The organism is Methanobrevibacter sp. (assembly GCF_050872065.1).
Classification (GTDB): Archaea; Methanobacteriota; Methanobacteria; order Methanobacteriales; family Methanobacteriaceae; genus Methanocatella.
The window spans coordinates 16300-43006 of sequence record NZ_JBNMGD010000001.1; the positions used below are offsets into that span (position 1 = coordinate 16300).

The 26707-nt window shown below is 30.9% G+C and carries 26 protein-coding genes; 1 reads left to right on the plus strand and 25 read right to left on the minus strand.

What is annotated here, in order from left to right; all coding sequences use genetic code 11:
* Positions 1-8: 8 nt before the first annotated feature.
* The 14 genes from ACR0P1_RS00090 to ACR0P1_RS00155 all read right to left on the minus strand — a co-directional run bounded on the left by ACR0P1_RS00090 (position 9) and on the right by ACR0P1_RS00155 (position 17251).
* The gene (locus tag ACR0P1_RS00090; RefSeq protein ID WP_432644375.1) at positions 9-2132 is read right to left on the minus strand and encodes a hypothetical protein; all 2124 of its coding nucleotides are present in this window, start codon (positions 2130-2132) and stop codon (positions 9-11) included.
* A gap of 3 nt (positions 2133-2135) precedes the next feature.
* Positions 2136-4955 (minus strand): hypothetical protein, encoded by a 2820-nt coding sequence (locus tag ACR0P1_RS00095; RefSeq protein ID WP_432644376.1) that lies wholly within the window; start codon positions 4953-4955, stop codon positions 2136-2138.
* A gap of 1 nt (position 4956) precedes the next feature.
* On the minus strand, positions 4957-7101 hold the full coding sequence (locus ACR0P1_RS00100; RefSeq protein WP_432644377.1) for an Ig-like domain-containing protein: 2145 nt from the start codon (positions 7099-7101) through the stop codon (positions 4957-4959).
* Positions 7098-11528, minus strand: a complete 4431-nt coding sequence (locus tag ACR0P1_RS00105; RefSeq protein WP_432644378.1) for a hypothetical protein — start codon at positions 11526-11528, stop codon at positions 7098-7100. Before ACR0P1_RS00105 ends, ACR0P1_RS00100 begins: the two co-directional genes overlap by 4 nt.
* A 65-nt stretch (positions 11529-11593) precedes the next feature.
* The gene (locus ACR0P1_RS00110) at positions 11594-11761 is read right to left on the minus strand and encodes a hypothetical protein (RefSeq protein WP_432644379.1); all 168 of its coding nucleotides are present in this window, start codon (positions 11759-11761) and stop codon (positions 11594-11596) included.
* On the minus strand, positions 11736-12179 hold the full coding sequence (locus tag ACR0P1_RS00115) for a hypothetical protein (RefSeq protein ID WP_432644380.1): 444 nt from the start codon (positions 12177-12179) through the stop codon (positions 11736-11738). The genes ACR0P1_RS00110 and ACR0P1_RS00115 overlap by 26 nt, the downstream gene beginning before the upstream one ends.
* 2 nt (positions 12180-12181) lie before the next feature.
* Positions 12182-13516 carry a PEGA domain-containing protein gene (locus ACR0P1_RS00120; protein WP_432644382.1) on the minus strand — a complete coding sequence of 445 codons (1335 nt, stop codon included), beginning with the start codon at positions 13514-13516 and terminating at the stop codon, positions 12182-12184.
* Positions 13517-13542: 26 nt separating this feature from the next.
* Positions 13543-14058: a hypothetical protein gene (locus tag ACR0P1_RS00125; RefSeq protein ID WP_432644383.1), complete on the minus strand. Its 516-nt coding sequence runs from the start codon at positions 14056-14058 to the stop codon at positions 13543-13545.
* A gap of 41 nt (positions 14059-14099) precedes the next feature.
* Positions 14100-14531, minus strand: coding sequence for a hypothetical protein (locus ACR0P1_RS00130; RefSeq protein ID WP_432644384.1), 432 nt, complete (start codon positions 14529-14531; stop codon positions 14100-14102).
* A gap of 7 nt (positions 14532-14538) precedes the next feature.
* Positions 14539-14901, minus strand: coding sequence for a hypothetical protein (locus ACR0P1_RS00135; protein WP_432644385.1), 363 nt, complete (start codon positions 14899-14901; stop codon positions 14539-14541).
* Between the two features lie 23 nt (positions 14902-14924).
* Positions 14925-15212 carry a carboxypeptidase-like regulatory domain-containing protein gene (locus tag ACR0P1_RS00140; RefSeq protein WP_432644386.1) on the minus strand — a complete coding sequence of 96 codons (288 nt, stop codon included), beginning with the start codon at positions 15210-15212 and terminating at the stop codon, positions 14925-14927.
* Entirely contained in the window at positions 15194-16201 is a 1008-nt protein-coding gene (locus tag ACR0P1_RS00145) for a phage major capsid protein (protein WP_432644387.1), read from the minus strand. The genes ACR0P1_RS00140 and ACR0P1_RS00145 overlap by 19 nt, the downstream gene beginning before the upstream one ends.
* 63 nt (positions 16202-16264) lie before the next feature.
* Positions 16265-16906 (minus strand): hypothetical protein, encoded by a 642-nt coding sequence (locus ACR0P1_RS00150; RefSeq protein WP_432644388.1) that lies wholly within the window; start codon positions 16904-16906, stop codon positions 16265-16267.
* Entirely contained in the window at positions 16907-17251 is a 345-nt protein-coding gene (locus tag ACR0P1_RS00155) for an XkdF-like putative serine protease domain-containing protein (RefSeq protein ID WP_303347367.1), read from the minus strand.
* Positions 17252-17465: 214 nt separating this feature from the next.
* On the opposite strand from ACR0P1_RS00155, the gene ACR0P1_RS00160 reads away from it, so the two are divergent.
* Positions 17466-18179: a hypothetical protein gene (locus tag ACR0P1_RS00160; RefSeq protein ID WP_432644389.1), complete on the plus strand. Its 714-nt coding sequence runs from the start codon at positions 17466-17468 to the stop codon at positions 18177-18179.
* Here the strand turns inward: ACR0P1_RS00160 and ACR0P1_RS00165 are convergent.
* The 11 genes from ACR0P1_RS00165 to ACR0P1_RS00215 all read right to left on the minus strand — a co-directional run bounded on the left by ACR0P1_RS00165 (position 18169) and on the right by ACR0P1_RS00215 (position 26699).
* The gene (locus ACR0P1_RS00165; protein ID WP_432644390.1) at positions 18169-18786 is read right to left on the minus strand and encodes a hypothetical protein; all 618 of its coding nucleotides are present in this window, start codon (positions 18784-18786) and stop codon (positions 18169-18171) included. The two genes, ACR0P1_RS00160 and ACR0P1_RS00165, sit on opposite strands and share 11 nt — an antisense overlap.
* Positions 18787-18960: 174 nt before the next feature.
* Positions 18961-19245 (minus strand): hypothetical protein, encoded by a 285-nt coding sequence (locus ACR0P1_RS00170; protein ID WP_303347364.1) that lies wholly within the window; start codon positions 19243-19245, stop codon positions 18961-18963.
* Between the two features lie 54 nt (positions 19246-19299).
* Positions 19300-20937 (minus strand): hypothetical protein, encoded by a 1638-nt coding sequence (locus ACR0P1_RS00175; RefSeq protein ID WP_432644391.1) that lies wholly within the window; start codon positions 20935-20937, stop codon positions 19300-19302.
* Between the two features lie 32 nt (positions 20938-20969).
* Positions 20970-22367 (minus strand): phage portal protein, encoded by a 1398-nt coding sequence (locus ACR0P1_RS00180; protein ID WP_432644392.1) that lies wholly within the window; start codon positions 22365-22367, stop codon positions 20970-20972.
* 8 nt (positions 22368-22375) lie between these two features.
* Positions 22376-23725: a large terminase subunit gene (locus tag ACR0P1_RS00185; RefSeq protein ID WP_432644393.1), complete on the minus strand. Its 1350-nt coding sequence runs from the start codon at positions 23723-23725 to the stop codon at positions 22376-22378.
* Positions 23722-24339: a hypothetical protein gene (locus tag ACR0P1_RS00190; protein WP_432644394.1), complete on the minus strand. Its 618-nt coding sequence runs from the start codon at positions 24337-24339 to the stop codon at positions 23722-23724. The genes ACR0P1_RS00185 and ACR0P1_RS00190 overlap by 4 nt, the downstream gene beginning before the upstream one ends.
* A gap of 11 nt (positions 24340-24350) precedes the next feature.
* Positions 24351-24659, minus strand: coding sequence for a hypothetical protein (locus ACR0P1_RS00195; protein ID WP_432644395.1), 309 nt, complete (start codon positions 24657-24659; stop codon positions 24351-24353).
* 725 nt (positions 24660-25384) lie between these two features.
* Entirely contained in the window at positions 25385-25546 is a 162-nt protein-coding gene (locus tag ACR0P1_RS00200) for a hypothetical protein (RefSeq protein ID WP_432644396.1), read from the minus strand.
* A gap of 121 nt (positions 25547-25667) precedes the next feature.
* On the minus strand, positions 25668-26042 hold the full coding sequence (locus ACR0P1_RS00205; RefSeq protein ID WP_303347357.1) for a hypothetical protein: 375 nt from the start codon (positions 26040-26042) through the stop codon (positions 25668-25670).
* A gap of 27 nt (positions 26043-26069) precedes the next feature.
* Positions 26070-26375 carry a hypothetical protein gene (locus ACR0P1_RS00210; protein ID WP_303347356.1) on the minus strand — a complete coding sequence of 102 codons (306 nt, stop codon included), beginning with the start codon at positions 26373-26375 and terminating at the stop codon, positions 26070-26072.
* Positions 26376-26408: 33 nt separating this feature from the next.
* Positions 26409-26699: a hypothetical protein gene (locus tag ACR0P1_RS00215; RefSeq protein WP_432644397.1), complete on the minus strand. Its 291-nt coding sequence runs from the start codon at positions 26697-26699 to the stop codon at positions 26409-26411.
* Positions 26700-26707: the final 8 nt, after the last annotated feature.

The window sequence follows — 26707 nt, forward strand, 5'->3', positions numbered from 1 at the left end:
CTCTCCATTTATTTTATTTTTAATGTAATTTCTTTACTAACTGCTCCGTATTCAATGTCCCCACCAAAATTAAAATTAACCACATAATCCCCTGGATTTAAATTAACTTTTAATTTAAACTTCCCATCAGCATCTGTCTTTGCAGTGTATGTTTTACTTACTGCTTTTTCAGTTGTTGTGGTAGTGACAGGAGTGGTTGTTTTTTTAGTTGTAGTTTTAATTGACATTCCTTTCTTAAAACCTGGAAAAGTACTTGCGATTTCTTTAGCTGATTTGCCTTCTGCAATACCAATTCCAGCATTCAACAAGTTAGTTCTAGGCTTATTCCATCCACGAAAACTTGACGGACTAAAATTATCATCATGAGCTCTTGGAAGAAACTTATCAGTTAACACACGATTATAAAAACCAATAACCATTTTAGCATTTCTCTTTTTCAAAACAGAATGAAAATGAGCAGAATAACATTGTTCCTTAAGAGTACCTGCACATAACCCCCCATACAATGTAAAATAAATACCATTCTTTTTAACTTTAGAAATATCATTATAATGTGTTGATGGCCCAATACCTCCAACAGTCACACTATACCCTCTTTTTCTAAGATATCCTGCAATATCATTCATTAACTTCTTATCCTTTGATTTACTGTTAATGTTATCAGTGTTCATGTATATATGAACTCCAGCACCTTCTTTAAGTTCTGAAGTAGTAGTTGTAGTAACATTTTTTGTAGTGGTTATAGTCTCCTCAGGTTTAGTTATATTAATAGAACATAACTTATTACTAAGTGATTCATCTTCAGTTTTAAGTACTGCAGTAATAACTCCTCCTTTTTTAATAGTTGCATTACTCGCAGAGATTATTGTTGCTTTTTGATTAATCCTTGTTCCAATATCAGTATTCGCCAAAGTAATTTTAGTTTCTCCAAGCAAATGAGGATTTTTTTCAATTTTTGAAATTTGAACTTTTATTAATTTTGAATAACCTGGTACTTTCACATACAATTTATCATACACATTTAAATTATCATCTCCTTTTAATTGAGATATATCTTTTAAATCAACTTCAATATTTAACTCAGGGTATCTTTTATCAATCAAAGTGTTTGCACATCTGTTATAGATAACATATTTGTTAGTTTCTGATGTTTGAATTGTTCCTATCTTTGGGAGTATCACAGTAGGGTTTTCACTTTTTGATAGTATTTTACTGTATTCTACTTCTGTGTCTACATCATCACGAATAAATAATTCATTAGCCCTTTTCTCAAAAGGAGCTGCCCAATATGCAGTGACAGTTTCAACAACATTATTATTCTCATCAGTTGATTTTTCAACAATCATAGGAATATTAGCACCTTTCTTAACAACAAGATTATTCCATTCATTAATAATTTTTTGTAAATCCGTACGAGTTATTTCACCAGTTCCTCCAATTTCATTTAAACTCAATACTGGAGCTATTGCTTTATAAGTATCTGCTTCATTGATTTCATGTTCAATATTTTCTGCATTGAAGTTTAGATCAATAACTTTATCATGTTCGCTCCCAGCATGCCCGGGTTGTACAAAATCAAGATATCTATGTATGATATTGCTTTCTGTGTCTTTTTCGTATCTTGTTAAGAAAATATTACTTGTTTCTTCTTCAATATATCTTAAAAGTCCTAATTTGGTCATCGTACCATTTAATGGAACATTTCCACGACTGCCCATACATGATTCAACAATGCCTATGTTAAAATAATCTCCGAATTGTTCTTCTAGTAATGTTCTGTTAATTGTTTTAGTTTCAGCAGAATATTGTTTAAATAACTCAACATAATTCAGTTCAACAAGTACTTCTTCCAATTCCAATTTTACACTACTTTTATCCCAGTAATCATATTTGATTGAATTACTAATAACATACAAACAAGCGTTTAAACCATTTTTTTCAGGAACCCATACCTTATTACCTATTTTAAACAATTCTCTTATCAGATTAATGTTTATAGTATCAAGAGGATAAGTTATAGTTATCCTCTGTAATTCGCCTATTTCACTAACTTGCGTTATCTCTAATTGCTCTGCATCAAGATATTTTAATGGTTCTTCCTGTTGGTTCAATATTACTATTGTAAAACTCATCTTTTACCATCTCTCAAAAAATCTTACAGATTGTATATTCGCTGTATTATTACAATTGAAACTATACTCTCCCTGTATAACAAAAAAATCACTATTAATGTCGATATTAGGAGTAATGTTTATGTTTACATATTCTTCAGTATTATCAGAATTGTCTTCAAGTATATATGCTTCACGATTGCTACAGTCAACTCGAATTAATTTATTAACAATATTTTCCCCTCGAATAATCAATTCCTGATTACTTTTGTCTTCGGTGATCACTACAGTATTTTCTAATGCAACAACATAAATTTCAGGATTGACTTTTGCAATACTGTTATTCACACCGTATGCATTAGAAATATTCATATTTTTGTTAGTACTAGTACCAGACGGAACAATTAATTTTATGCGTCCATCATAATCGGCTGAGTTTGAATCCGCATCAATTGCATCTTCAGTAAGGAATTCCCAAACTCTATCAGGATAATGTGAAAATTCAATAGTATTCAAAATAGGTTTATTGAATTTATCACGTTCATTCGCAAATAATCTTCCTATACGTTCTAAGAATTTTGAAGTTTCAGTGATATCACAACCAAAAACACTAAAATCAATTTCAATTTTTTTTTTCTGTATACTACTACGATATGCCACTGTTGAATCTGTTCCATTAACCTCTAAATATTTCACTTCATTTTCAGTACCAGACGGAATTTTAACATCATTAAGAAACATATTATAATATCTTACATCTACACCATTCACCCAGCATTTCACTAATGATTCAGGCACTTCAACGTAATGAAATGTTACTCTAAGATTATTTAATTCAATGTAACTATCATAGTTGAATGCATTCAGTAATGTTAATTCTAATTCAAAATCATCAAGATTACCATCAATGAAATCATCGAAACTAAGACCCCACAAGTCAAATTCCCCACCTAGATTTTGAGAATCAGTTATGGAATTAAAATTAATACTTCTTTGACCAATTTTATTGTTTACAATTAATTTCATTAATAATGCAACTTCAGAATCACAATTAACATCAAAATCAACACTAACTCCTTGAATAACTGCATTATCCGATAATTCTAAACCAGACATATTAAAATTATACACCCGGATGGAATTTGTACGTCTGTTGCTTGGAACATTTGCAACACAAAAATCATCAATACTACTTATTTGTTTTATAGGATATGGGAACAGTCCAGGAGATTCACGATTCACAATAAACTCAGTTTCCATCAAGCAAGGATAAGTGTATTGTATTTTAAATGCTCTTGAATTTGCTTCAAGATATTCTCCAGTCATAACAATTATCACAGGATATTCAGCATGATAAATAAAATCCACACTTAACTCCTCTTCAACATTAGGCTCACTCACAGATTCAGAGAAATAAGTATAATTTAAATAATCTAAATCTGTAAAATCCTCATATATTTCACTGTTAAAAACACCTAAACGATAATTAGCATTAAATGGATCAAAAAGATTAATATTATCCTCATCAAGCAATAATTTAAATACACTACTTACAGTATATGTTCTCCCATCTCCTAAACGATCTAAAATTTTTTCATCTAACATGATTTTAGAGAAAAAAGGAACTGTTAATTCACTATTTTTAATCTTAATATTATAATTTTTTGTAACATTCTCAAAAACAGTAGTGAATGTATGATTACCAGAAACAGAACAATTGACTCGGAATATGATTTCATCAACAGTTTGTTCTATTAAATTAGGTGTAAACACATAATTATTCCCATCAAATATAATATTATCCTCTTCAATAACTACTGTAACATTGAAAATATCCGGAAAACTAATAATCACTGGAGAATAGTTACTAGTTATTTTCTCTGAAACAACAGATATACTAACATCAGTCTCATCTGAATCATTAATTATTGGTGGATAATCAACATATAATTCAATGTAATTATCTAAAACTTTCAAAATATTTTTAGAAGTTGTATTTGTTGTGGATTCTTTAAAAATGAACGTTTTAGTCCCATCAGTTTGTAATACAACATTAAAACTAACATTAATAGTTTTTGTATTTTGGAAATTTCCTTGCCAAGTTACAATATCATTATTTACATTAAAAGCACCATTACCTTTTGTTTTTTCTTTAAAAACAACTCCTGGAGGTAATGTAAAACTAACATTAGAAGTATAAGAAGCAATATTACCCGTTTTACTAGTTAATGAAAGATTAATCTCAGCAGTATCACCAATATATAAATTTTCATTAGAAACCTGTATAGATGAATTAATACCAAAACTAAAATCAGTATAAGTAACTTCTACCCACACATCTTTTAATTGTATTTGTGATGGATTTGTACTACTATTTGCAGGGTAATTAATTTTTACTCCAAAATTACCATTATTGATTTTAGATGGTGAAATATCAACATTACTAAAAGTTGTAACGAAACTTTTACTCTTTGTTGGAACAGCATATCCTTTACTACTATAATTTGTAGTTAATAATGAAATTGTAGGTGCTGCAAAAACACCATACGTTCCACCAATACGATTTTTCCGTTGAGTATAACCTACACGAATACGAGTTATTTTTGCATGAGATGGAATATTAAACCCAAAATTTTTAAAACTAATTGTACTAGGTCTATCCCAAGTACCAGTTTTACCTCCAATGAGAGTGTAATTATTATTGCTACTTGTAACTCCACAACTAGCCCAATTATCCTCACTTTTGAGATTATTTAAATTAGTCCATTCACGATAATATTTCTCAGTTTTATATGCTCCTTTTGTTTGGCTAATACTTTGAGCATGTTTTTCAACTGTAACCATTTTATATTACCTCCTGTGCAGGAATATACGTTGCGGTTAACTTAACACCCATGAAATATATTTGCCCTATTTCCCCACTAGTATTTGCAGGGAACTGAACTTTCACATTAACCCCATCATTTAATCCAGCTGCATTTGCGCCTGAATAATTAAAGGTTCCAGAAACATAACTGCCTTTACCTGGAGTTCCACCAGTTTTTGTATGAGCTGAACCTGAACCATCACCACTAATAGTAATTGTTGGAGCACCAATACTTGCATACCCACTACTACTTGTGTATTTAACAAGTTGACTTTTCCAATCAGCTTTTAAATTTTTCACGGTAGCATTAGCTGGAAGGTTAAAATTCACACTTCCGGTTAATGCAGCAGGACGTTTATAACTACCACTACTAGTTGCGATATTGGTACATCTACAATAATTATCATCACAATTACTATACACATCAACCCATTCACGATAAGGTACTGCATTACTTCCACTAATCATAGTACCAGTACATTTAGATTGTGTTAATGGAGATTTTATTATGAATGTCTTATTAGCAGTAACAGCAGTATATTCTGAATCTCCTGTGAAAATGTATTGAGAATACACGGTGCAAGGATTCCCGTTCATTTGAAGTTTTGATTTTCCTTCACCATCACTTATTTGCGGATAACTTGAAAAAGTAGAATTATCCTGAGAAACTTTTATATTTATATTTTTACCAGTTAATGGGCGTCCAAGACTGTCTGTAATTATACATGCAGTATACCAGCTTTGATATATATCTCCTGTGATTACATTGATTATTGGAGTGTCTTTAACAATGTTAATGGTTAAATTACTGCTTTGACTAGAATAATACTCCGAGGATCCATTGAACACTGCATAAAAATTATGTTCTTTGATTTCATTAGTTGAATATGTATAATTCGCAATATTATCCACTAGTGATACATTGTCTAATAATACTTCATTATCATAGAAACTAACAGTGCCTTCGATAGGTTGACTAATATCCGTGGACACTGTTGCAGATAATGTGAACTCTTCAACAAAACTAATGTTTGATGAACTATTACTACTTGTTAATACAGTAAGAGTATTTAATTTTCCAACTGTTATAGTTTCATGTATACTAGTTGAAGAATAATAATTATTTTCAACAGAAGTCACAGTTATATCAATGTCTTTTGCTGACAAAACCGTATAATTCATAACATATTGTCCAAAAGCATCAGTAACTCCATCATAACTATTACTCCCAATATTTATTACTAAATCTACTCCTTCCAAAGCATTTCCTTTTTTATCATTCACAAGAAAAGTTAAAGGAATAATATCTCCTATACTATACTGTGCAGATGGATATTGTAAACTAATATAGGGTTCAGATAATTTTATAGTTTTACTTACAATACTTGACTGTGAAGGTAAATACGCAACAGTCTTATTAAAAACTGCTTTAAAATTTAAATTACTTCCATGATCTCTTTTTAACTCATAGGCATTATAATAATCCGAACATTTCCCTTGATCATCAGTGACACTTGAATTTAATAAAACATCACCATTATAAATTTCAATAAACTCACCATTTATAGGAGTACCATCATCACGTAAAAGAGTAGTATTAACAACAACAGTATCTGCAGTATCAATAAGTTCTGGAGAAACATTTAAATCAATACTAGTATTGTAATAAACATAAACATTGACATTTGTACTTGTAGCATCATATTGTAATTCATCATTTGTTTTAACAACAATAACATGTTCTCCACGAATACTACTTGAGTATTCATATTCACAACAACCATCTACTGTTTCACCATATCCTAATAACACATCATTTTCATAGAAAAAAATATTCACATTATCTATGAAATCCCCATCACTATTTGTAAGAGTTGCATTCAAAATCAAACTCTCATCTGGAGCAACACTCCCTTCCGGTGGAGTTAATTCCACCGCAATATATGCAGGTTCACCATTTAATTTTATCTCAAAAACAGGTAACTCAAGGTTATCATGATTAAAAATAATATCAGTTAGAATGGGAGAGCAATTACTACCCTCCATGTGTTCTAACTGATTATCACTATTCATCACATTACCCAGTCCCCGACTATTCTCGGAATAAACTGTGTATTTTTTCATATTCCTCTACTCCTTTTTTGTTTACTTTCAATTTTTGATTTAGCTTTTAGATCTTCCAATTGAAAACGAATATTATTTGCTAACTTTTTAACCCATCCATCACTACTAGTTGTTTCGTTAATCATACTGACAATTGTTGCTTCATCAACATTATCCGGCAGATTTTCAAATTTATGAACAACAGTAACTTCACCGTTTAAGTTAACTTCACTTTCATTAGAGTTGTTATTCACTACAACAGTAGAATCATTTTCAGATTTAATGGCATCAACAAATTCACCAAAGGTCAAACCTTTTTGTGCGGGTCCTGCATGACTGGCTGCAGGGGTCCAATTACGTTGATTCATCCAACCAGTAGTATCCATTTTATGACCCGCTACATTTGCCCAGAAGTGACCGTATTGGTTCCAGTGCCCATGAACTTTACTAGCAGACAAACCACAAGCATGAGCAAGAGCAATTAATGCATCACTTGAATCACTACAATTCATTCCTCCATTACGGAATGCTGCTTGCCATGACCCATATTTATCACTGTCATAATAAAATTCATAATGACATTGACTGAATACATCCTCAGCAATCTGTTTAAATGTTCCAAAATCAATGTTTGGTGTTCCATTTTCAAAATCACCAACTTTAAATCCTATACTTGTTGCATATTTACCTATGATTTTAGGACCTTTCATTCTCCATTTATCAGATAATGATTTAATTTTTTGTACGTGTTTTCCAACACCATCAGACCAACCCGCACCTTTGTTAGATGGATCTTCTAAACCAATTGGAATTTTGATATTACCTGATCTTACTAAGTCTGCAACATTAAATTTATTGTTATTAGTAGAGATATATGAGCCAACATTATCCATGGATACTAAAGGATTTCTTCTTATTTCTCCTAATGTCATTGTTTGTGGCATTTGGTATTTTCTTAAAGCATTTGAAATTGCTTTGAATCCATTTGTTCCTGAACGTTTTACTGTTGAAACTCTGCCACTAGCTGGAGCGGGACCCGCACCAAAACCTCCTGGATTTTGAAGTTTACGATAGAATGATCCAATTTTACTACCTAATTTATCAAAGTGTTGACTTGATTGAGTTTTAATTTTAGCCGCAAAACTGATAACATCTCCACTCATTTTTTTCCATGAAGAAATCATTTTACTGTTAGCAGTTTTAGTTTTACTAACCATACTGTTTAACTGAGTTGTAGTGTCCTTTTTAGCAGAGATAAATCCTTGTTTATTATTCAAAACAATACTATTCATGTTAGTTTTAACATTATTAGTCATTTGTTGCATTTTAGTTCCAACAAGAGTAGTAATACTACTCATTTGTGCAGTATCATTTGCTTTAATAGTATCAAATGCAAGTTTATCCTGTGAAACCATGTCTTGAAGACTATTTCCAGTTAGATTAGTAAGGTCTCCATATTGAGTCATGACATTTTGATTCACTGAATCTAATTGACTAGCATCCATTCCCACATTCACGGTTGGAGCATCTAAATCTTGAACAAGACTTGTATCCACATCAAGTGATGGATTTCCAAATTCATCAACGAATGTTTCACCAAATTCCTTAGCAGTTTCACCAGCTGGTTTAATCCAATCAGCGACTCTACCAACCATATTTTTGAATTCAGTTACCACTTTAGTTTGAATAATACCTGGTGAATGTATACCCATAGCACCTAATAAACCATCAACAATGTTTTTACCAATGTTTTTAGCTTTATTAATGAGGTCAGAACCTGCACTCATTATTCTTGAACCAATGTTAATGAATTCAGTGTATACTTTACCAGGTAATTGTTGAACATGACTTATTACTCCAGATACCATGCGAGAAGCAGTACTAATTCCACTGCTTACCCAACTTGCACCGGCACTAATAATTCTACTAGCCACACTTATAAGATATGAATATACTCTTCCAGGTAAACTGGATATTCTGGATATTATTGCACTGACAAAACCTCTAGCAGCACTTATTGCACGTGATACTAAACTTTTTGCAAATGATCCAACACGAGTAATAATAATTGTTAATACAGAGAAGAACATTGATTTAATAACTTCCCATATTTGCCCAAGCATTGCACTTAATGTTATCTGACCACTTAGAAATTGACTAAATATTAATATAATCTGTTGAAGATGATTCCAAACAGTCATGAATACTAATATTATTGTTTGCCATGCGAATTGGAATGTACCTAATAAAAATTCTCCAATTAATGTGAGTATATCTAAAACAGGTTGAATAGCAGTTAAAACACTAGGAATAATTCCACTTAATAATGAAACAATAGTATTCCAAACTGTACCAAATATTTCTAATACTTTTCCTAATGCTGGAACAATTCCTGGACTACACCCAAGCAATATACAAACAATAGGTTTCAAAGCATCATATATTCCCTGACCAATGCCTACTGCAGTACCGACCAATGATGATAATACACTCCATGCACCTTGCAATACCATAATAGCAAATCTGATAGGAACACTTATACCTTTAAATGCGGCACCTATTGAATCAATGATTATTCTTGTACCATCAACTTTACCTTTAGCAGACTCAGGGAAAATTTGATTCCATATTCCTTTTAACCAATCCACTACTGGTTTTAACGAATCATTTAACCATTTCCAAGCATCACCTATAGCATGGATTGTTGCCTGAACATCTGGATGATGAATAAAAGCATCCCATAATCTACCAATATTATTTTTAATAGCATCTATCATGGAACCTACATCATCCCACCAGCCAAATGCTTTTCCTAATTCATAAACTGCGAAGATTACAGCACCTATAACCGCTACAACTGCAATCATAGGAGGAGTAATTCCCCCAATTATACCGATTATTGGTGCTAGTGCAGTTTTTAATAATCCTACTGCTCCACCAAGTGAAGATATATAACCCATAAGAAGTAATACTGCACCCGCCATAACCATAATGCCTGCTGCATCTTGAACCCAATCAGGTAATCCACTCCACGCAGCTTGTAATTGACCCATAAAATTTTTAATTCCATCAATCACACCAACTACAGCAGTTGCAATACCAATTAATGTAGGTGTAAGAGGAATTAATATGGATCCTAATAATTGTCCTCCACTAACACTTAACATTTGATAAGCTTCATCAAGAGTGTTAACTTGCATTGCCGTATCTGTAAAACCCATTTCATCTAATGTTTTATTCATTGCTTGAAGCAGAGAAGTTTTATTATTAATATCTCCGTCCCAACCATTGTTTTTTAATTGGTCTTGACTGATACCTAATTCTTGGAGTCTTCTAAATTGACCGTCCATTGCATCAGACACTGCTAATATTGCCTCTTCTTGGGTACGTCCTTCTTTAACGAATGCTGAACTCATTACTGCAGTAGTTTTAGTTAACTCTTCCATGGACTCTTTCGGTAATTTCAGTTTCACCCCCATTTCTAGTGCACTTGCACCTACTGCTTTCATGTCAACTTTTTTAAAGCTTTGTTGTAATTTATCACAATGTTGGCTGAATGAATCTATCTCTGATTGTGACATGTTCATTCTTTTACCAAATGCTTGAAAATTACCTGCAGCATTTATGGATTCTCTAGCAGATTGAGCCATACTGTTGACAAGGTCGTAACCTATCATACCTACGGTCATTGATGCTGCACTTCGAAGGAATCCCAATCCTCCACCAGCACCTCTTGCAGATGCACTGAATTGATTTAGTTTTGCTCTTGCTTGAGTAATGCTGTTACCCAATCCTGCCAGTTTGCCTTTTGCACTTGCAGTTGCACTAGTAAATGCTTGAGTGATACTATTTTTTGCAGTGGAACTGAAGTTAACTATCTTAGTCTTTAAATTATCAAAACTTGAACCAGTTCCCATTACTGTTCCTTTGACTTCTATAAATGAAGAATCCATTTTAGAACTAACAATACCTGCTTCTGTGCCTAATTGTTGTAATGGTATTAATGCTCTTTGTTCACTATTACTTACTTCAGAAAATGTTTTTGTACTTGATGAACCAAATGAAGATACCGAATTTTTTAAACTATCAAATTTACTTCTGACACCATCAGAAACTCCTTTGATTCTATCCATTGCTTTAGAAGCAATATCCGTAACATTTGTAATTTTACCAATACTATTAACAGCATTTCCTACTTTTTGTTTGATTTTATCAAATGCTGATGATCCACTTTTTCGCAGACTATCAAATTGGGTTCTTGCAGATTTCACGAATTTTTCCATTCTGGACATGGTTTGTTGTGCTGTACGTGAAGCTTGATTAATTCCTTCCATACCTTGTTTGCCTGACAACCCCATGTCTTTTATTGCTTTTTCTGCTTGTTTTGCAGCTTTACTTATTGTTTCTTCTGCTTCTATTATTACACGAATTACTTGTTTAGATACCATCCAATTATTCACCTCCATTTAAAAATTTTTGATTAAAAAAAAAGGAGATGAACAAAATAAAAGCTTTATATGTCTTTTACTTCATTCATCTCTTTGTATAAATTCATTCTGCCTTTACTAATTAATAATGCTTGATTTGGAGTTAAATCACTTTGTTTTTCTGCTAAGTGATAACCACAATAATCAAGCCATATGATTCTTGTACCTTCAGCTGTTTTCAGGAAAGTCTTCAATCTCAGCTTCTAAGTCTTCCTCAGTAGCTCCTGAAATTTCTTCAATTTTTTCATAAATTTCAGCAACCTCATTTTTACGGAGTTTCTTAATATGGTCCATTGTCCATTTTTCAGGGTTACCTGGATTATCTGTACTTAATTTGATTGCTTCATACATTGCTTTTTTAGTGGCTTTACTTGAAGCATTGATGTTGAATTTTGCTTTGGATTCCATTTCACCTTTAACTCTTCTTTTCTTTTTGGTGATTGTTTTTTCGTTAATGGTGTAATCTCCTAAATCTTTTTGTTTGATTTCATCGATTTTATCCCATTCTCCACTTGTCAAAGGTCTTAAGCAAATTTCACCATCGAGAGATTTAATATGATACTCATGATAATCATCTCTTCCGTTTAATATTTCAGATATTGATAATACCAATGTTATTCACCTTCCTTATTTAATTTTATTTCAAAAGTAATATTTTCATTAGAAACATTTATTGTTTCAGAGTAATTTTCATACCCAGATGCAGTTACAATTATAGTTTGAGCACCTATTGGAACATTATTTAATGTGCATCCTCCAGCACTTCCGGTTGTTGAAGATATTTCATTAATACTTACACTTGCGCCGTTTACTGGATTTTCACCATCATTTACTGATACACTAATATTTACTGTTTCAGGAGTTTCCTCACCTATGGGAGTGGAATCAACACCTAATTCTGTTTGATTATTTTTAAGTAATACATACATATCAGTTTGAACTTTAGTAGTTTCATCAGCAAGAGTGATTTCATTTGAACCTAATGTTTCCATACTAATCGTAGCATCAATACTGTCTGCACCACTCATATCGTATTCAACAGCAAGAGTGCACATTGGGAATACTATTCTCATTAATAAATCAGGATACTCGCACATTCTCACATTTATTGCAAATGGAATTTCAAGAATAGTACATCTTGAAGGTTCATATGCTCCACTGTCACCTAAAGTTAATTCACCAATTTTACCATATTCTGCTGCAATAATTGATTCGAGTGTATCTTCTGTTAAACTAATAGTTACACTTGGAGTGTTTTCTCTTTTTTGTGCTAAAGCTATAGCTTGCGGTGCTCTTGAACCAAAACCAACAGTCTTATCTACTGCAAGGTTGTTTTTACCTTCAAAAGATAAATTAGTTCCTATACCAGTCATTGGTTTATTATTTAATTCTAAGCTTATGTCATAGAACATTAAGAATAAATCATTGATAAGTTCTTCTGGTTTATTGAATGTTTCACCATTTTTACCAATAATTCCGGCATGTTCTGTTTTATAAATCCAGTTTGCTTCCACGCTCATGGATTCATCAGATACTTCGAATTTTAAACCATCACAAAGTAGACCAAATATGTATTTTTTCAATTGATCTGCAACATATACTGCTCTGAATGATTGGAGTTTTTTATTTTCTCCACCCCAGAATTCATGAGTATGTACATCTCCAGAACCTGCAGTATATTTGTAATTGTCAAGATATGCTCTGAAATATATTGCAAATCTTTGTAAATCTGCATCTGCTTTTGTGGTTCCGGTTGGTTTGATGATTCCTGCACGTGAACGTTTGTTCATTCTACTTGAACCTGATTTTGTAACTGGTTTATCATTTAATTTAAAGTCAGCAGTATCTGCTTCACTCCACCAGTCCAATTGGGATTCATTGAATTCGGAAGTACTTAATACTTCTCCGTATGTGCTTTCTTGACATAATCCAAATCCTCTATCTACCATTGTTTAATCACCATTATTTTTTTTCATTATATTTGATTTTTAAGTTCACAACATATTTTCCAATCAACGTAATAAATGAAATTAATTCTTAGCTTTGTAATGGGTACTTTTTCTCCAAGTTCATCATCTTGTATGAATCCTACTGGTTCTAATGATTCAAATACTGGTCTTAAACCTTGAATCATCGTATTATCTTCTTTGAGCACTCTTATATGATTTTTAGCAATGCATGCTGCTATTCTACTTGCTAAGTTTTTTCCTTTTATTTCGGATTGTTCTATGTCATCTTCGTCATATACTATACAATAAAATTCAAAAGGAGTTTGCAGTTCTAATTTGCTTGAAAGTGTTCCTTTTCCACTTGCTGTTGTTGTTTTTTGTTCAAATAACCATATGCATGGTTCTTCGATTTCTTCATCAGAACGATAACTAGGAATGAACATTTCAACATCAGATAAAATTCCGTCTTCAGTAAGTTCTTTAGTGATGCATTGTTTCACCATTCTTGTTACTGCTTCTGGACCTTCAATAATATTCAACATTTTATAAACACACCATTTTTTTTTACACACTATTATTTTTTTTATTCCAATGTTCCTTTCTTAGCAATTACAACTGCACTTTCAGCAGAAGATAATATTTCCGGTATACTCCTTTCAACGAATTTTTGAGGTTTTTGACCTTTAACATATTTAAGAAACCATTCCCTACCCCTCCAAGTAAAATGTAATACTTTTGCTTTTTTAGGTCTTATCACAGCACGTCTTACACCATAAACTCCAGTACCATCATTAACCAATGGTAACCAAAAAGCATCATTGGTTACTTCATGCTTGTCATCAGATTTAGTAATTTTATAATTATTCGCTCCACGACTTGTTTTTCTTGGAGTGTTTTTTTCAAGAATATTCTTAGTATTTTCACTGAGTTGATCCAATAATTTCTTTTTAAATTCAACTGCGTTTTCTGCAAGGTGAATATCACTTTCAACTTTGATGTGAATTGTAACCATCATATCCACCTTATATTTTGAATACTTTTGCTCGTGATGATTTCTTAAAAGGTTTAAGGTCTTGTTTTAAGTCATTTGTGAAAACTTCACTTGAGTAAATTTTAGTAGTGTAATCATTGACTTTCTTGATTGGTGATTCACCACGTGAAAGATGAAATGCAATCATATTAGAAACTAATCTACTGCAAACGTTTTTCACAGCCGAAGGAATATCTTCTTCCCATTTTCTGTTGCAGTAAGAATTGATTAATCCTTCACTTTGTGAAATCCATTCATTTATAAGTTTGTTAAATTCAGTTTCATTGTCTTTATATCCTAGATTTTTAGGTTTGATTCCACTCATGTTTTTAACATCCTCAACTGTACAATACAAGACCTCTTACCTCCTTTTTATAATTATTCTGCTGTTAAAGTAATAGTAAGCGTAGTGTTTTCTTCACCTACTATAATGTTTCCAGTGTAAACAGTATATCCTGTCTTGGAAGCCATTACAGTGTAACTTCCTTCTGGAACATTATTTAATGTGCATCCTCCAGCACTTCCAGTTTTACCAGCATATTGATTTTCATCTGCATCTTCCAATACAACATCAACACTTCCAATTCCAGTTGTTCCATCTGTTACAGATACTGAAATGTTCCTGGTAACTGTTGGTGTTGAAGGAATTATGCTTCCTTTAACCATGCAAGACTAGTAGCATCTTTAAATGCAAAGTTGATATCTGCATACATTGTTGAAGCAATATCGTAAGTGTTACTTCTTAACATGAATTGGGATTCGACCATGATGTTATCAGGGTCTGCTAACCATTGGATGTTTTCTTTGTGAGTTAAGAAGATTGGTTTTTTAGTGAATCCATTACGTAAAGTACTGAATTGTGGTATCGCAATAATTGGAATATCTTCAACTATTAATGTACCATCTGTGGTAATGGAAGCTACATCACCATATTTGTCCTTGTTATCAGCGACAAATCTGTGTAATGTTCTTCTGTATACTGGAGGTACGAAACAAGCCATTCCTCCATCATTTTGATATTTATCAGGGAATAAATCAATCATTCTACGGAGTTCATTTAACGGGTTGGAATCGGTTGCTGTTAAATCGATTTCTTCAACAGCAATGTCACTATTATCCCTTACCTTTTTAACAATACCATCAATGACTTTATAACCAGATGATGCAGAAGAGTCAGAGGAATTTTTATCCCCATATAAAAGAATTCTTTCTAATGCAAGACCGTTTGCTTCTGCAAAGGTGTTGGTTAAGGTGTTCATGAAGTTTTTACCTTCAATGGAATCGTATAATACTGTACGATGTAATCCAGTTAATGCTCTTAGTTCTTCTGCATCGAAACTTGCATCTGTGAAAGTTGGGTGTTGAGCATCAGATAATTTTTGTGGTGTTCCATTGATTCTTCCAGCTTCAAGTTCAATATCAAAACTCATCATGTCCAATTGTCTTTTGTGATTGTGGCTGGGGATGAGTTTGGTTTTATCGAGGAAGGTTGCTTTGTTACTTAATGCTTGGATGTATTTGTCAGATTTTTCTGCTTGTAATACTCCATTGTTTAATTTTCCACTTCCTTTACCAATATCTACGAATTTAGTAACGAATCCTTTTCCATTTATGATACGGTCACGGATAGTGTTTTCAACTAGTGCTATTGACATTTTATTATACCTCTATAAAAAAATTGTAAAAATTTTGATGATCATATAAAATTATTATTTTTTTTACCAGGTCATACCATTACTATTCCTACCTGTTCTTTTCATGAAAGAATCATTAGTGGTGGAAACTGTACTGTTATCTGGGTCTAATTCTTGTGATTTAGCAATAACAGTTCTAGTATCTAAAACAGCATTATTATCTTCTGGTGGTTCTGGATCATTTCCCTGATTATTACTATCATCATTTTTACCTACTGCACCGGGTGCAGGATTACCCTCATCATCATCTTTAGGTGGTTCTGGGTCTTTATCAGTTTCAAGTTTAGATACTCTACCATCAAGGGCATCGATTTTTTTATCCATTGCTTCTAATTTTTCCATGATTTTTTCAGCAGCACTTTTATCGCCATTATTAGGTTTAGGTGGTTGTGCTGGTGGTTCAGTAGGTGGTTCTGTTGATTTAGTGATGGATTTTCCTAAAAGTTTTTCAAGAAAACTTTCACTAACAGAAACCCTACCTTCTTCATTTGCTTTTCCTGTTGGTTCAGCCATGATTTCACTTCCAGTTATATCTATTGATTTTTTAACATATTCATCATCATCTTCATACACTTCGAAATGGCAAAGTGGATGTGAAGGTTCATCTACAATACTAATACTGGATGGAGTCCATTCATTAATGTCTTTAAACTTTAATCTAGCCATTTAATGTATCCCCCTGTCCATTTGTTGAACAGTTTTTATTGGTGCAGATAATATACTGAAACCAGTGTATTTACCGTCACGTATTGCTTGTTGTATATCTTCTTTTAACACATCAACACTAGCGAATAATGTTCCTTTAGGTAATGTGTTACCCATCCATTCTGTTGGTGAATCGGTAATGTATAACTCCAATAGTTTTCCTACGTTCATTAGGCTGTGTTGTACATCCATTAGTACGCCATTACGTGCGATGATGAGTAGTGCTTTTCTAATTGTTTCTTCATCAAGTACGTCCCCAGCTTTATCAGGTATGTCTGGTACTAGTACTGGACCTTTAACAATCATATTTTATTTTACCCCCATTTTTGAGGTTTAATTTTTTATTTAAAAGATAGAAATTGGAGAGGAAAAAAAATTAATGGTAAGAAACATGAAAGTGATACGTGAAAATAAAACAGTTAATATTAATTTTTTCCTCTTCAAAATACACTGTAACGAATTAGACAAAATATTATATAAATCAACTAACCAAATACAATATTGTAAGGAAGTGAAAAAAGTGACAGTTTCATTAGTATGGTATACACTAGAAGGCATTGGCAAAGAAAAATTTAAAGAAATTTATTCTGAATACAAACAAGAAGTTGGAAAAATCGGTGAAATTTCACTTGATGTAACCATTGACAATCTATCCGAACAGGAAGAAGACACCATTTATTTTGAATTTCAACATGATTTCAAACATAGTACTAAAATTAGAGGCAATCTCATTGAATATCCTTACTCACATGAAGCTAAATTTTGGACAATATTCACTCAAAATAAAAATTATTTGTTAATTAGTGGTAAAGAAGAATCCATAAAGTTTTTAGTTGGAAAATTAGTAAAAATATGTTCTGATGAACATATAAACCAAGGAGAAATGAGACAAATACTAATCAAACCTATGGAATTAACCCCAGAACATATGGCAAAAATAATAAATAAAGATGCAATTTCTGTTAATACACGTTGGTTCAATGATCTAGGTGAAAGAGAAACGACTGCAGGACTTTATGGAAATTTAGAAGATGAACATGGAAACCGCAGCCCATACTATGATAAATTTTTAAAAGAAGCAAAAAATTCACCTTATATCAACTTCTTATCTGAAACATTAGGATACAATATTGGGATTAGTACACAAAAATTTTCTTCAAACAAAAAAGAAGCAACCTACGAAAGTTTTGTAGACTATTTTAAAGATATTATTCTCGCTGAAATTAATCTCTAAAAGCCAATTCTAAGTTATTTTTTATATAATCAATAGAATTAATATCATTTTCTACGGAAAAATTCATTTCAATTTTTCCATTTTCTTTAAAGTTTACTTTTAAGTTATCTGAATAAAAGGATTCTCCAATAATGTTTCTAAAATTGTTAAAATATTGAAATTTATCGGATGAAAAATTTATCTCAATATTATTTGAAGCAGAGTTTATAGTAGTTATTTTATCTAGTTTGCTTAATATATCAAACTGAGCATTAATATATTTTTCAAAATTCTTAAACTTAAAAGTGAAATAATGACTATAATATAAATCAAGTTTTCTTTTTTTCTCATTAACTGTAATTGTAATATCAAAAGGAATATCTCGTTTATTAAAAGATAATCTTAAAGAATATGGTTTTATCTCTTTAATAAAGTTATGTTCCTCTGAAAAAATTTCAATAAACTCATTAAAAACATAGTCAAGTTCTTCTTGAGAAGTATAATGTTTAAATACAGATGATTGAATATTTGTCTCCCTATTCAAAAATGATCTAATTGGTTTGTTGATATAATTTTTAAATAAATTAATTTTATAGGGTAAAATCCATTCCATAAACTGGATAACCATAAATAACAACCCCATAATTGAAAGTAGATTATATATTAAACTTAAAGTATTCCATATATTATTCAAAAATACTGATATATCGAACATGTTTCTCAACTCATCAATGTTTCAAACATTATTATATTAAATAGTATTATGTTAAGATTAAGTAAGAGAGCATTTGAAAAGTAAAAATTATAATATTAACTTAGAATGCTCTGGGTGTTTTTCAATATATAATTTTAATAATCTAAATGATTCATCAAGAAAATTTTCATTAGGTTTACTGAAAAATCCCTCATTGTATTTAACATATACTGAATTTTTACCACCATTTTTAATTTTTTCAATCATTATATTTTCAATGTCTGGAACTATCAACTCTAAAATACCTAATGGTAATGGCACATCATTAACATTCATCATTTCACGATAATGTTTTTTTAAATAATCTTCATTAATTCTTATAGGGTTTCCCATAATAATTCCACACAATTGTTATAATATAAAATTTGTTTTATAGACTATATAAAATTATATAATAACTTTAAGTTTTACTTTATGAGAAACATAATCAATATCTATTATTTTTAACTTTGTATGCCTGTCCAAAATAAATTCCATTTCAGGAGCATATTTTTTCCCTGCTTTTGGTGAAATATACACACCACGTGTTCCTTTTGGTGCTAAAATTGTAAATTCCCATTTTTGTTTTTTATATTTCTTCTGGAAATATCTTAATCCTTCTTTAGATATGGATACTGAATTATAAGAATCCCATTCAATTATGTTACCAATTTGAGGATCATTTCCTAAAAATAAATCTTCTTGTTGTCTGTAGAATACCATGTCTTTTTTAGTATAACTATTTCTCATCAATTTTTCCATTTGTTGGAGACTTATTTTAGCTTCTCTCATAAGCAGGGGAATATAATAATTTAAAACATTTTTATCTTTTAAAAGTAATTTTTCTAATTTTTTATAATCAAATCCACAATTTGCAAATATTCTAAGTTTTTTATCGAGAGGAGTATTTGCCCATCTATCAATGATATTATCAAATTTTGAAGTTTTAGTAACATCTTTAGAGAAATAATCTGAGATTTGTTCCTTATTTGGCAACATCCCCTTTTTAGTAATTCCTTTAAAACGTTTATATCTCTTTACATTATTTTTTCTTTTTGGTTTAGACTTTTGATTTTTTGGTTTTATTTTGTCATAGATCTTCTTACTAACATTTTTAATTTTTGAAGATAAATTTTTAGTATTATGTGATATAGTTGTCTTGATTGTTTCTATTGGTTTTGTGAGTGTGCTAATAATATTTCCAGTAAGTGAGGGTTTATTTTGTGGTGAGAAGTAAGAAGTGTTGGATATATTGTAGGTGTTTGGTGTTTTACTTAATCCTTCTGGTCTTCTGTTAGTGTATCTTAACCAGCATCGACAGTTGGCAACATTTTCTGCTCCACTATACAAGTCTCCAGGATACATTGATTCTTTATGTCCATATGGTCCATAAATGTCAAAGTAATCTTCAATAGGTACTGGTGCGATAAGTTTGGCTTTGTGCCATGCTCTAGTTTTTCCTTTGCTTCTACCATTCATCCATATTTTATAATTGTATCCTTCGTTTAGGGCATTGATGAAACTAATGTTGGATTCGTTGGTGTGTACGCTGTCTCTTATGATATTACGTATTCTTGCTTTGGCAGTATCTTGATATTTCTCTTGTAGAACATTTCTTGTTTGTGCTTCACTTAAACCATTATGTACTCCACTTCTGAGTTCGGATTCTATTTTTCTCTCTAATTTAATTGCTTCAGTGTTGATACGATTAGTTAATATTTTAGTGTATCTTTCAGAATTTAGTTCTACAGCACGATTAACATATTTATCCTTTTGATGATGTATACGCTTACGCTCATTTTCTAAAGTTGAATTCATTAACTTTTCGATAGTAGAATCAATATTTTTAATAGCATTTGCATTCCCATATACTGCATCATCAATTATGGAATTAATAATCTTATCCTGCAAGGAATGTGCATTATGTATGGCTTTGTTTTGATTTTTATACTTGTAGGTTAAGTGAATGTTGTCTTTGATTACATATAGTTCATGTAATCTTTTGAGTTTACGAGCATATTCTAACCTTTGTTGATATGTATACACACTAATACACACTCCATTAATATTTTATGAATTTATGCTTTTAGATCTTCATCCAAATCAGCAATCAGACTATTTAATTTCCCTTCAGCATCCACCGGATCATCACCATACAGCACACTATCCAATGATTGATTATTCATAAACCTTGCATTATAATACTCATCACTTTCATCCATGTGCAATTCAAATGATTCACCAAACCTGTTAATAAACTCCCCTAATCTCATTGCACCATTCTGCAATAATTTTATACCTCTCTCAAGTACTTTATCTTCCTCATCAAAGTTACATGGAAGATATTCTATTTTATGATCATTAGTTGTGAATTCATATTTGATGATGGTTTTGTTAATGTAGTTTGCCATTCTTTTTTGAATATTACCCACAGTGGATTTACTGTAGTTTTTGAGTAACATTTCAGTACGGTTACTTGCAATGCCGGATGATTTGCTTTCACCTAATCTTTCACGTGGAACCCTATGAATCCTGTAAATTCTATCTGCTACACTTTCAGCCAATGCAAGAAAACTACCTTCTTTTTTCTCCTCACCTATCTTATGAACATTCACATTGATTGGTGCATCACCATCACTTGGAACACACATTACCAATGCAGTTCCAGGTTCATTTGTAACAGTACTGAATTCAGTTTCAAGATCCCTTTCAAAATCATCCATAGTGTAATCTTCTTTTTCCTCAATACTTCCCGTAACAGTAATCACATAGTTGGGAATTCCTTTAGCTTTGAAATGCCCTTGTTGGTATTCAATTATTGCATTGTCTGTTAAAATAGCATCTAATTCACTTAAGTACTTGGGTTTACCATAAACCTTTGATTCATTACTTTTACCATTAAACCATAGTAATTCATTTGCAATTGTATCACTGTTAATCCCCTCTTCAAAGACTCCTGTGAATTTATTCAATCTTTGAGCATTCATTGGATCATATAGTTTGAAGTATGATTTTTGATTACCGATTTTTTGAACAACACGTTTTTTATCACGACACATACGAAGATATAATGATGGAATATGATTCACACTTTTAAATACTGATCCTTCACGCAATATCTCCAATCCTGCAAAACCATAAGTTTCCAGGTCATTTAAGAACGACTCACATTCCTCATCAAATTGAAAATCATTCAAGAATTCTTCAAGTTCAACAGGTATTTCCATTCCTTCCTTACTGATAATCTTCTTACCACTGAAAATTGCATCTTCACATTTTACAGTTATACAAATATCATGCAATCCAGAAATATCTCTAAGCTTATCTAATTGAAATGGATTGAAAGGAGGATCTATAACCTCATCACCATAGTTCATATCATCTTCACTTAACTCTTGACTTTTCACATCATATTCATTCAATACACTTTTAATTACAGCATCTTTTAAGAATTGATTTGTTACAATTTTAACCATAAAATTACTCACCTCTTTTTTCTCTTACGTAAAGTTGATTTAGAAACTTGCGGATATAATCCCTCATGTAATAAACTAACACTATCAACACGATCATCATGTGTTGATTCATCATCCCCCACAATCTTTTCAACAGGAAACTTAACAGCTTGTTTAATAAATTTCTTTAACCATTTACCACGAACAAATAATACTTTTCCTTTATTTATTCCCCTTACAGTTCTACTAGCCCGTATAAGTTTTGATTTAGGTACTCTAATAAATCTAGGATTATAATCTTTGAATTCATTAGCCCAGTATTTTTTAACTATTTTTCCTGCTGCTGCAGGTTGTTGTTCAATCCAATTTTCATACTCACTATAACTATCCATAACAGACATCATTTTGTTTTCCAGTTTACCAGGCCTTTTTTGCGTACTATCCTGATTATGAATTGCAGCAACTTTTCCTTTAAACACGGTTGATAAACTCCACGCAGTAAAATCAGCATTCTTAGATTCAGTAGCAGCAACATCCCAAGTTATAACCTGTTGAAGAATTTCTTGTTCTGTTAACATTTCATCATATTCATTCTTGGATATTGTATGTGATTCAATTAAATCATAATCAAAAATATCTCCTTCCTGAACTTCATAATCCCAGTTACCCATTTGAAACTGATAATCAGCTTTACTTAACTCTTTTAATGTTTCCAAGTAATCTTTACGATCAATGTATGGATTATGCCAGAAATTCATTTCATAAAATGGATATGGTCCTTTAACAAATTTTTCATTTAAGTATGATGATCCTTCAGCGGCAGCCGGATTACTAATATAGTATAATGCTAATGGAAAATGAGATAATCCTTGAGTTGGACGAAGTGACCGGTTCAAGAATTGTAGGTTAACTTTAAAAAATTCTGAAGCCTCATCAACTATAATTTTATGATACGCTCTTGATTTGAATTTTTCTTTATCTTTTTCCAATAACATATAAGAATAATAAATTTTAGCATTTGTTTCAGTATTGATAAAGCATCTCTTGGATTGGTTGTGTTCTACATGGTCAAATGGTTTAATCCATTCATCAATATAATCAACAATACCCCCCGTAGCAGTTACATTATCATAAGTACTTCTAAGTATTAAACATCGATAATTAGGAACTTCAAAATGTTGTAATGCTAATACTGAACCTAATATACTTTTACCACTGTAAGCTGAACCACCAATAAGTTTTCTTTTACTCTTATCTGCAATAGCATATAATTGTCTAGAATAAGGTTCAATAGGAATATACTTATTTTCAAATATGGTTTTTCTGATGACTTGTTTTTGTGTATCATCAAGCCTTATTTTACTGTAGTCAACTTTCATTGTTTCTGTTCTTCCAAGAATGCATCCATGTCAAAATCATCATTAACAGACAATATTTCTTCCAGTTCTTTGTCAGTCTTTTTAAAGATATTAGTTTCATCTTCTTTTACTGATACTTGATTATCTAAATCAACTTCTAGTTTATCAGTGTATTTAGCAGGTTTACCAAAACAAGTACGAATATTATAGTTTGCTCTATCTATTATTCCCATTAATGTTGAGATTAATGATAATCTTGTAGTTAAAGCATACTCTGCATTATTATCCATGATTTCTTTTAATGATGTATCACAATAATCAAGTAAATCTTTAAGAAGATTTATTATTTTCTTATTCTCTCTTGTGAATTCCTCTTCATATTTTAAAGATTCCTCCAATTGCTTTTGAGCATCATAAAGTCTAGCTCTTTCAACCCACCTCCAATTAACAGAGTTAGTTTCAATTGCAGTTAATGTTGGAATTTTACTATTTTGGGATGAATTTTTATAACTTTTTGCAATTTTTTCATGAACTTTTCTTGAACTTCTTTGTTCTGGAGGTAAATTTAAGTAAATTTTGAATCTTCCATATGCTTTTGCTGATTCGCCTTTTTGTCTTTCCCAAGCATCAACCATAAAATAACACCTTATTGTAATATGATTAGTAACTCTGGTATTGCTAAGATGATTGTAATAATACAACCTATTAGTGCTATAATTAGACTAATGTTTTTTATGGTGGTGTGTATTCCTACAATTTCTAATTTTAACTCATCAATACTCTTTGTTACGTTTAAATCTATTTCGTGTTGTTTTTCTTCAAGAGCATCAATTTTATCATTGATTTCATGAACTTCACTTTTATAGTGGTCTAATCGTGCTTTTTTAATATCATTTTCTTTTTCAAGTGACACGATTCTATGTTCATTAATGCATGTTTCATGATCATATATCATATAAACATCACATCCATTTTTTTATTCTATTTCTTCTGGATCATCTGGTTGTTTGTTAATTGTGATGTTAGCATCTTTACTTAAGTATCCTACGAGTCCTGAGACTATTGCTAGTGCTATTTGTTCGTAATTGTTTAGCATTGCACAGATTGCACCGATTATTAGTCCTGTTATGAGTATTGTTTTGTTATCGAATTCCATTGTTTTATTTTCTCCTTTTTTATCTTTTTTGTTGTTTTGTTCAGTTTTTTTAATATTTTATTAAACACGATTTTCTAAAACCTCGTGTTTTTATAAAATAATATTGAATGAAATAATATATTTTAATGTTTTTTATTGAACGGTTCTGAATATTAAGAAAAATGGTAGGCGAATAATAAAATTGAATGAGACAGGATAAAAAAAATCATATTTTCTAACTTTTTACCTACACATCTTAAATAAAAAGAAGAAGAAGTATAAACCTTGATTAAAACATATAAACATCCTATTTTTTCAAACAATGAAAAAATGGTTATTGTATATTTTCCCTTTTTTTTATAATATATTTTTAAACTAAAATTTTAATATAATTTCAATTGGAGATCTATTTTTTTTTAAGGAGGAAAAAGAATGGCAGAGACTTTTAACAATCATTTTTTCCCTAAATTTCATAATATACAAAATGTCCAAGGTTAAAATAGTATTTTTTTTACATTTATAAACCAGAATATACTCTCTTTTTTTTACAAACTACTAATTTCATAAAGTATTAATCCACATGTTCGACAATAGATTAATTTATGATGAGTATCATAGAGTATCTCCTTGTGTTCATCGCATTCAGGGCATCGCAAACCCGGAACATGTTTATGCTGATACTCATAACCCATCATTAAAATACACAATCCATTTTTTTCACCATATGAAAATAAAATATATAAATGCCTTATAAAAGTATATACTCCCCCCCTTCAATAGTACACTGTAACGAAAAAGAAAAAAATAGTAAAATAAAAAAGATTAAGTTTATTTTAAATAATCTTTTTTATCTGAATAATTATATTCGATTTTATTATCACATATGAAACTAATTGCTTGATTCATATGTCCTTTAGTATATTCATCTAAAAATAACTGAAGATTATCTACAGAAATAGTATTTTCATAATTTGTAGAACCCCAATCCATATCATCAAATAACTTTTGAGCATCCCACCCATGATCATGAAAAGATATTAAACCTAAAGCATCTCTGGCCGTTAATCTTAAAATTTTTCCAGTGCTTGGTTGTTTAAAATAACTTTCTTCATAATCGTGATATTTGCTTTTTTGAGGATTAAAATGATACTCCCATTGATTATTTCTAGTAATCTTTTTTTTAATTGAAGTAAATAATCCCATTAGTAATTACTCTCCATTTATCCATTTTTATTTTGCAGGTAATTTTAATCTCCTGCGTTCCCTTAATATAGCTTTATGTTCCTCTTCAAAATTATTTTTTGGTGTTCCGTGTAAATAACCACTACCCAGACCCCAGTAGTCATCTGTTTTACTATGGTTTTTACGGTGTTTACGTACACGTTTTTCAGTATGTTCAAGATCACTATTTCCTCTACATTTTGGGCTACAATATTTTGTAGCATTTTGGAATTTGATAAAAAGTGATCCACAGTATTTACATTTGGTTACCCAGAATATTGTTTGTGGATCATTTTTTATTTTTTTCAGCAACATCACATTTTTTTCATATAAAAGGGGATGTTCAACTTAAGAATATTTATTTAATAAAAATTCTTTTTTATGTTCAAGTATATATTCTATTGCAACATTCTTAAATACTTTTAAAGGGATTTTCACATTCATATCCGGTATATGGAAATATTTCTTATTAGGATTGTAATGTGATTCATCAATTAACAGGTGAATATAATCTTCAACCCTAAAAATATTTAATTTATCGTAATCAGGTATACTTTCATTACATGCAATCATTATTTCACGTGTAAGTTCATGTCTTAATTCATGCTTACCATTGAATTTACAATCAACAAACTTCATGAAAAAAA